The following is a 1,971-nucleotide window of genomic DNA, read 5'->3' on the forward strand; positions in this document are numbered from 1 at the left end:
AAGGAGCCATGCCAGCCCCGCCAGCAGCTGGCACCGCTTGCCCTGCCCCCCCAGCATCCCCATAGTTCGTCCGTCCACTGTTGTACAGGCTGCCCTGCCGTTTCCCTATGCCGGCACCTATCGGCCGGCTCTTCGCAATCGGCTCATCTAGCGCGAGCTGTATTGCACCTTCACCTGGCGCGTCGCCTCTTCACTCAGGCTTTTCACCGCCTGCTTGAGGGCCTGCGGCGCCAGTTTCTCGCGTATCTCGCCACTCACTTCCGAAAGCGGCCTGGCCGGCAGGCGCTCCTCGGCCGTCACCCGCACCAGCAGCATCTGGCCGTCCACGTAGAGCGGCGCGATGCTGCCTGCCGCGGTGGGTTCCACCAGGCTGCGCAGGGGCTGCTCCAGCAGTTCGGGCTTGATGCGATTGCTGCGGTATTCCAGCGGCTTGCCGGCGGCGCGCCAGGCGGCCACCCGCTTCTGCCAGTCGTTGCCCTGCACCTCGGCACCGCTGAGCAGTGCGATGAGTTCGGCGCGCTGGGCTTCATCCAGCTCCTGGTCGCTGGTGATGATTTCGAAGCTCTTTTCCACGCCGCCGCCGAATTCCTCGGGGTGGCGCTGGTAGTAATCGGCCACCTGCTCGCTGGTCACCGGCTCCGGCGTGGCGTGCTGTTCCAGGTAGTGGCGCACCAGCAGTTCTTCGCGGTAGGCCTGGGCCTTGAGGTCCAGCTGGGCGCGCTCACTGGCACCCAGCTCGCGCTCGGCCAGCAGGGCCATGGCGCGGCTGGCCACCAGGCTGTCGAGGATCTTGCGTTCCACTTCGTCGTTGGCGAACAGCGGTGCCGACTCGCCCAGGGTGCGCTCGACGGTCAGCTCCAGCTGCGCCCGGGTGATGGGGCTTTCGTCCACCGTGACCAGGGTCGCCGACGGCTCGACCGGCACCTGCGCCAGGGCCTCGGCACCGTCGTCGTCACGGCAGCCGGCCAGCAGCAGCGCCGCCAGCAGGCAACCCAGCGTCCACTCAACCCGCGGCACGGTCTTCGCCTTCCTTGGCGGCAGTGCCCTCGGCCGCAGCCGGGGGCGTCTTGCGATCGATCTTCGCCGCCTTGGCCAGGCGATCCAGTTCGGCCTGCTTGGCCTCCTGGCGCAGGCGATAGCGGATGTCGCCACTGACTGCTTCGAACGGCTGCTTCACCACCTGCGGCCCTTCGATCACCTTGATCACGTGGAAGCCGAAGGGGGTGACCACGGGCTCGGACAGCTCGCCCGGTTTCATGGCGAATACCTTGCCGCTGAACGCCGGGTCGATGGCGCCTTCCTGCAGCCAGCCGAGGTCGCCGCCCTGCTTGGCGGACAGCTGGTCTTCGGAGAAGGTGGCGGCCAGCGCGGTGAAGTCCTCGCCGGCGTTGATGCGCGATTGCACTTCCTGGGCCTTGCTCAGCAGGGCCTGGCGCTCGTTCTCGCTCATGCCGGGGTTGGTGCGCAGGAGGATGTGGGCGACGTGCACCTTGCGCGCCTGGAACTGGTCGGGGTTGGTGGCGTAGAAGTTGCGCACCGCTTCGTCGGTCACCCGCTCGCGGAGGAACTCCTCGAAGTAGCGGCTGATCAGCATCTGCTTGCGGAACTCGGCCACCTCGGTTTCCACCTGCTCCGCAGGCAGCAGGCCCTGGGCTTCGATCTGGCCGGCCAGGCCTTCGCGCTCCAGGTATTCGTCCAGCTCGCGGCTGACCCATTCGGCGTTCTGCGCCGGGACCCGCTTGAACTTGAGGAAGGCGTCGAACTGCGCCTGGGTGACCGGTTTGCCGTTGACCTCGGCGATGGATTCGCTGGAGGAATCACAGCCCGCCAGGAGCAGGGCCAGGATCGAGGACGCCAAGGCGAGGCGTGGAAACTGCTTCATGGATCACCACCTTTATAAGGTCAAATTCCTTTTATCGCGGGTGCGATATACAGGTCGGCCACAAACAGGGGTGTGACTCGACTCACAAA

At 66.6% G+C, this 1,971-nt stretch carries 2 protein-coding genes; both read right to left on the reverse strand.

From position 1 onward, the window contains the following. Positions 1-147: 147 nt before the first annotated feature. On the reverse strand, positions 148-1,017 hold the full coding sequence (locus tag OEJ36_RS16965) for a peptidyl-prolyl cis-trans isomerase (RefSeq protein ID WP_263402503.1): 870 nt from the start codon (positions 1,015-1,017) through the stop codon (positions 148-150). Continuing rightward, positions 1,004-1,882, reverse strand: coding sequence for a peptidylprolyl isomerase (locus tag OEJ36_RS16970; protein ID WP_263402504.1), 879 nt, complete (start codon positions 1,880-1,882; stop codon positions 1,004-1,006). The genes OEJ36_RS16965 and OEJ36_RS16970 overlap by 14 nt, the downstream gene beginning before the upstream one ends. Positions 1,883-1,971: the final 89 nt, after the last annotated feature.

The organism is Pseudomonas sp. PDM13 (assembly GCF_025685765.1).
GTDB classification, from domain to species: Bacteria; Pseudomonadota; Gammaproteobacteria; order Pseudomonadales; family Pseudomonadaceae; genus Metapseudomonas; species Metapseudomonas solani.

Excerpts from the sequence above, each read along its gene's own strand:
- OEJ36_RS16970 (WP_263402504.1), bottom strand. The coding sequence starts at position 1,882 with ATGAAGCAGTTTCCACGCCTCGCCTTGGCGTCCTCGATCCTGGCCCTG.